Here is a 5,517-nt window from a genome sequence, read left to right on the forward strand (position 1 = left end):
CGATGCCGTTCGGGATCTGCAGCTTGAAGTTGCCCCCGGAGACCGTGGCCTGCCCCTTCTGCACGATGTTGCCGAACTTGTGGGTGGTCCGGAACCGCACGGTCACCGCGTAGTTGTCGGAGCCTGGGTCGAGATCCGAGGAGTCGGACACGTTCACCAGATGCCCGGGGTGCGTGGGCGGCCGGTCCGGTGAGAGCCGCTCGAAGCGGTAGCCGGTCGCGCCGCTGACCTTGACGCCGGTGTCCACCTCGCGCCCGATCGATCCGCGGTGGCCGTTGCCGCTGCTGTCGGCCATGGTGCGGGCGCCGGACGACTCGTTCATCCGCCAGGCGGCGACGAGCTCGGTCGCGGCGCCGGCGGGCGACGGGTTGGTCACGAGGGCCGCGGCGAGAACCGCGACGGCGATGGGGTGCTGGATCTTCACATGGGCCTCGGAACGGTCGGCGCGATAAACGGACAAATGCAATCTAAGTCCTTTTATCGCGCCGATCGCGGAGGCGAGCCGAAACCAGTGGATCAGGTGAATGATCTTGCCTGAACGAGCGAACCCAAAAGATCTTCGCGTCTGTCTATAGTGTCCCCTGACTCGCGCGGGGCGGCGCGGTCCTTTCTGAGCGGGGGCTCTGACAGAGATGACGGTCAAACGCGCGCTTCTGGTGCCGGTGCTGGTGTTGAGCGGGGTGATGGCGAGCGCCGGCACGGCGTTCGGGGTCACCGGGGGCGGCGACGTCGCCGACGGCGATCTGCCGTTCGTGGCCCGGCTGGAGATGGGCAGCTCCGATCGTGCCTGCTCCGGCACGCTGGTCCATCCCCAGCTCGTGCTCACCGCGGCGTCGTGTTTCGCGGGGGAGGACGGCACGACCCTCGCCGGGGAGCCCTATCGCGCGACCACGGTGACGGTCGGCCGCAGCAACCTCAACGGCGCCGGCGGCGCGGTGGTGGCGGTGCGCGACATCGTGGTGAACGCCGCGAGCGACGTGGTGCTGGCCCGGCTCGACACCCCGGTCACCACGGTGGCGCCGGTCCGGATCGCGACCACCCCGCCGGCCGACGGCTCGAGCGTCACCGTCGCGGGTTTCGGCCGTACCCGGGACGAGTGGGTGCCCTCCCGGCTGAAGTCGGCATCGACCACCGTGGACGGTGTCTCGGACGGCAGCTTCTCGCTGGTGCCGGCCGGCGACGCCACGACCGGCCTGTGCAAGGGGGACGCCGGCGGGCCGGCGCTGCGCTTCACCGGCACCGCGATCGAGCTGGTCGGGGTGCACATCGACGCCAACCGGGCTAGCTGCGTCGGCGAGTCGACGACGGCGACGCCGCGGGCCACCGAGGCCCGGGCCGACGTCTTCGCCTCCTGGATAACCGCGAACCTGCCGGGCTTCAGCACCGGCTTCGAGGCCGCCGATCCGCGGCCGCACTGGAAGAACACCGTCGGCACCGAGGCCGGGCACGGCGGGCTGCTCAACGTCACCGGCGTCTGCTGCAACGTGCCCGGGCCGGAGCTCTTCACCGGCGTCCCGCCGCAGGGCGCGCACGGCGGCACGCAGGCCATCCTCTACTCGGGCAAGGACAACAACGCGACCACGTCGTACGCGTACACGAAGGCTTTCCGTCTGCGTAACACGCAGGTCCGGGCGAGCACCGTGCTGTCGTACTGGATCTATCCGCAGAGCAAGGCGACCGGCTACAACTACCCCGAGGGCACCAACAGCACCTGCGTCGGGGTCGACCTGACCTTCACCGACGGCAGCACGCTGCGCGACTCGGGCGCCCTCGACCAGCGCGGCAACCGGGCGCACCCGGCCAACCAGTGCAACAAGATGCCGCTCGACCAGTGGTCCCAGGTCGTCGTGCGGCTGGGCGACCACTCGCTCAACAAGGTGATCAACACGGTCAGCATCGGTTACGACCAGGGCCCGAACACCGGCGGATACCGCGGCTTCGTCGACGACATCTCGATCTCCGACATCGTGCGGACCGACAAGTTCAGCAGCGGCCTGGAGAGCGGGCAGCCGGGTCTCACCTGGCGCAACACGGTGTCCACGACGGCGCCGGGCGGTGGGCTGCTCAACGTCGGCGGCGTCTGCTGCGGCCTGACCGGGCCGGAGATGTTCGTCGGCGAGGATCCGCGGGCGCACGGCGGCAGCAAGGTCATCCTCTACTCCGGCAAGGACAACAACGCCACCAAGTCGTTCGCGTACACCGGGGCGTTCGCCCTGACGGACGTGTTCGTGACTCCTTCGACCCGCCTGTCGTACTGGATCTATCCGCAGAGCAAGGCGAACAGCTTCGACTACGCCGACGGCACCAACAGCACCTGTGTCGCGGCCGACCTGATCTTCACCGACCAGTTCGACTCCGTGAAGAAGAGCCTGCGGGACGCCGGCGTGGTCGACCAGAACGGCCACTCGATCCACCCGGGCGCGCAGTGCAACCGCCTGACGCTGGACAAGTGGAACTACGTCTCGGTCCCGCTCGGCGCGGCGGCCAACGGCAAGCAGATCAGCCAGATCGACATCGGGTACGACCAGTCGGCGAACACCGGCGGATACCGCGGCTGGGTCGACGACGTCCGCATCACCGAGTAGGACGGCGGGCCTACTCGAACAACGACTGGCCCGGGCCCTGGACCTTGCGCCGGGCCCGGCGCCGCTTCTGCACCACCACGACGTCGACCGCGGCGGTCAGCGCGATGACGGCCAGGATCCACCCGGCCGCCGTCCAGCCGGCGCGGAACGCGAGCACCGCGAAGACGGTCGACGACACGAGACCGAAAAGGGCCAGCACCAGTCGCAGGTTGAGCGCGCTGTAGGGGTGCTCGACCGTGCCCTTGCGTCCAGGTGGTTGGGAGAACACGAATCCACCGTATGCCCAAAAACGTGTCACCGGCGTCGCCCGCTACCGCTATTTCGGGGGGAGCCATTTCTGCCAGGTGGGGCGGTGGGCGTCGAGCCAACGCTTGGCGGCGGCGTCGCGGGTGAGTTTTTTGACGGTGATGTCGCGGGCGACGGCGTTTTGGTCGTTGTTGGTCCAGCGGAAGTTTTTGATGAGGTCGGCGGCGGGGGTGCCGCTGTCGACGAAGGCTTTGCGGGCGATTTTGTCCAGGTCGTAGGGCTGGTAGTCGCAGGCGACGGTTTTGGCGTCGGCGTCGCAGCCGGGTTTGTAGATCGGTAGCGGGATGTGGACCAGGGGGATTTCCGAGAGCAGCCATTGCGGGGTGTAGAAGTAGCCGATCAGCGGTGTCCGGTTGGTTTCGGCTTGGCGGAACGCGGTGATGAGGGCGTCTTCGCTGCCGGCGTAGACGACTTGGTAGTTCAGGCCGAGGTTGGTGATCAGGGCGGCGTCGTTGGTGACGAAGGACGGGTCACCGGCCAGGAACTGGCCGCGGTCGCCGGATTTGCCGGTGCGGAACAACTCGGCGTAGTCGTTGAGGTTTTTGTAGTTGGTGATGTCGGGGTGTTTTTTGGCCAGCCAGGGCGGCACGTACCAGCCGATCACGCCTTTGTTACCGGTGAGGCCTTGTTCGACGGCGACTTTCCGGTCGTCGATGTAGCGTTTTTTCAGGTCGTCGTGGCCCCAGTTCTCCAGGATCACGTCCACGGTGCCGGCGGCCAGGCCTTGCCAGGACTGGTCCTCGGTGAGGTCGGTCTCGAGCACAGTGCAGCCCAGTTCGGTGCGCAGCAGGTAGCTGACGACCGCGACGTTGGCGGCGTAGCCGACCCACGGGTTGACCGCGATCCGCACCGTCCCGCAGCCGGTCCGGGTCACCCCAGGCGGCGCCACAATCCGCGCCTCCCCACCCCCGCACCCCGCCATGACCAGCACCAGCAGCAGGGCGACCAAACCCCGGGATGTTGTCGTGCGGGATGTTGTCGTGCGGGATGTTGTCGTGCGGGATGTTGTCGTGCGGGATGTTGTCGTGCGGGATGTTGTCATGCGGTGGCTGCTTTCTGTCGGCCCAGGCGCCGGGTGAGGACGACTTCGGTCAGGGCGACCAGGACACTTTTCACCGATTCGCGGTGCCGGGCGTCGCATTCGACGATCGGCACACCGTCCGGGACGCCGAGGGCGTCGCGGACTTCGTCCAGGTCGAAGCGGCGGGTGCCCTCGAAGGTGTTCACCCCGATCAGAAACGGGATGTCGTGTTCTTCGAAGTAGTCCAGGGCGGGGAAGCAGTCCTCGATGCGGCGGGTGTCCAAAAGGACGATCGCGCCCAGCGCGCCGTCGACCAGGTCGTCCCAGAGGAAGGAGAACCGGTCCTGTCCGGGGGTGCCGAACAGATACAGCAGCAGCGCGTCTTCCAGGGTGATCCGGCCGAAGTCCAGGGCCACGGTGGTGGTGTGTTTGCCCGACACCGCGGTGGTGTCGTCGACGCCCAGGGACCGTTCGGTCAGGTCGGCCTCGGTGACCAGGGGTTCGATCTCGGAGATCGCGCCGACGAAGGTGGTCTTCCCGACCCCGAACCCGCCACTGATCACAATCTTCACCGACACCGGCGCCAACGACCCCGCCGGCTGCTGCGGCTGCGCCGGCTGCTGCGGCAGCGGGTGCGCCGGCTGCGGGTGCAGGGGGTGCTGTGGGTGTAGGGGGTGCGGGGGTCTAGAGCGCCCGGACACGGTCTCGGATCCTTTCGATCACGCTGATGGGCAGTTCCGCCAGGTGGTCCTCGACTTGCAGATAGCCCTCGGTGATCAGATCGGCCACGATCACCCGGACCACCCCCAGCGGCACCCGCAACGCCACCGCGAGGTCGGCCATCGCCATCGGCGCCTGACACAACTGCACGATCCGGCGCGACTCGAACCGCAACGGCGCCGACAACGCCGCCGGCGCCGCATGCAGCAACGTCTCGATCCGCAACCCATCCTGCAACGGCTGCGTCCGCCCACCCGTCAACATGAACGGCCGCACCATGAGATCGTCGTCCGGATCGGGTTCGCCGGACGATCGTCCCGGGGGCGGCCCGCCGTAGGGCGGGGACCCGGTGTACGGCAGGTCGCTCATCGCGGCAGGTACTGCCGTGATTCGGAGATCAGGGCCGGGGTCAGCAGCGCACCGAAGCGCTCGGCCAGGCGGGAGATCTCGTAACCGACCAGGCCGACGTCGCTGTCGCCGCCGGCCACCACACCCAGACAACTGCCACCCGCGATGATCGAGACCAGCAGGAAGCCGCGCCGCATCTCGATCATGATGAGCTTGAGCCCGTCGAAGTCGTACCGCCGCGACGCACTGCGGGCCACACTGGCCAGACTCGACACGATCGCCGCCAGATGATCAGCCTCGGCCCGGTTCAACCCGTCCGACGCCGCGATCAACAACCCGTCCGACGAGACCGCGACCGCATCACGGACCCCGTCGGTCTGATGCACGAAGTTACCCAGCAACCAGTTGAACTGATGCCGATCGGCGGTCATCTCCACGCTCATCGGGACCTTCCTTCGACGTCGAGACTGGGGGAGGAATCGCTGCCGCGCTGGACGCCGCGACGAAACGCGGTGAGCCGGGCGCGTACGTCGTCCG

The 5,517-nt window shown here is 68.0% G+C and carries 6 protein-coding genes and 1 pseudogene; 1 reads left to right on the forward strand and 6 read right to left on the reverse strand.

The window, feature by feature from the left end; all coding sequences use genetic code 11:
- A pseudogene (locus AB0M20_RS24660) lies at positions 1-424 on the reverse strand (hypothetical protein); the annotation flags it as partial.
- A 208-nt stretch (positions 425-632) separates the two neighbouring features.
- Between AB0M20_RS24660 and AB0M20_RS24665 the strand changes: the two are divergent.
- A complete protein-coding gene (locus tag AB0M20_RS24665; RefSeq protein ID WP_364301917.1) occupies positions 633-2,585 on the forward strand; it encodes a trypsin-like serine protease in 1,953 nt (650 codons plus the stop codon).
- A gap of 10 nt (positions 2,586-2,595) precedes the next feature.
- On the opposite strand, the gene AB0M20_RS24670 is transcribed toward AB0M20_RS24665, so the two are convergent.
- The 5 genes from AB0M20_RS24670 to AB0M20_RS24690 all read right to left on the reverse strand — a co-directional run bounded on the left by AB0M20_RS24670 (position 2,596) and on the right by AB0M20_RS24690 (position 5,423).
- Positions 2,596-2,853, reverse strand: a complete 258-nt coding sequence (locus AB0M20_RS24670; protein WP_364301919.1) for a DUF6343 family protein — start codon at positions 2,851-2,853, stop codon at positions 2,596-2,598.
- Between the two features lie 48 nt (positions 2,854-2,901).
- Positions 2,902-3,840 (reverse strand): ABC transporter substrate-binding protein, encoded by a 939-nt coding sequence (locus AB0M20_RS24675; RefSeq protein WP_364301921.1) that lies wholly within the window; start codon positions 3,838-3,840, stop codon positions 2,902-2,904.
- Between the two features lie 89 nt (positions 3,841-3,929).
- Complete coding sequence (locus tag AB0M20_RS24680; protein WP_364301923.1) at positions 3,930-4,484, reverse strand: ATP/GTP-binding protein; 555 nt, start codon at positions 4,482-4,484, stop codon at positions 3,930-3,932.
- A 112-nt stretch (positions 4,485-4,596) separates the two neighbouring features.
- Positions 4,597-4,911 carry a DUF742 domain-containing protein gene (locus AB0M20_RS24685; RefSeq protein ID WP_364301927.1) on the reverse strand — a complete coding sequence of 105 codons (315 nt, stop codon included), beginning with the start codon at positions 4,909-4,911 and terminating at the stop codon, positions 4,597-4,599.
- 86 nt (positions 4,912-4,997) lie between these two features.
- Positions 4,998-5,423: a roadblock/LC7 domain-containing protein gene (locus tag AB0M20_RS24690; RefSeq protein ID WP_364301925.1), complete on the reverse strand. Its 426-nt coding sequence runs from the start codon at positions 5,421-5,423 to the stop codon at positions 4,998-5,000.
- Between the last annotated feature and the right edge of the window lie 94 nt (positions 5,424-5,517).

Source organism: Actinoplanes sp. NPDC051633 (genome assembly GCF_040681735.1).
Lineage (GTDB): Bacteria > Actinomycetota > Actinomycetes > Mycobacteriales > Micromonosporaceae > Actinoplanes.

What these genes read in the sequence shown, in the direction of transcription:
- AB0M20_RS24665 (WP_364301917.1), top strand. Translation starts at nt 633, where the DNA reads ATGACGGTCAAACGCGCGCTTCTGGTGCCGGTGCTGGTGTTGAGCGGG.
- AB0M20_RS24685 (WP_364301927.1), bottom strand. Translation starts at nt 4,911, where the DNA reads ATGGTGCGGCCGTTCATGTTGACGGGTGGGCGGACGCAGCCGTTGCAG.
- AB0M20_RS24690 (WP_364301925.1), bottom strand. Translation starts at nt 5,423, where the DNA reads ATGAGCGTGGAGATGACCGCCGATCGGCATCAGTTCAACTGGTTGCTG.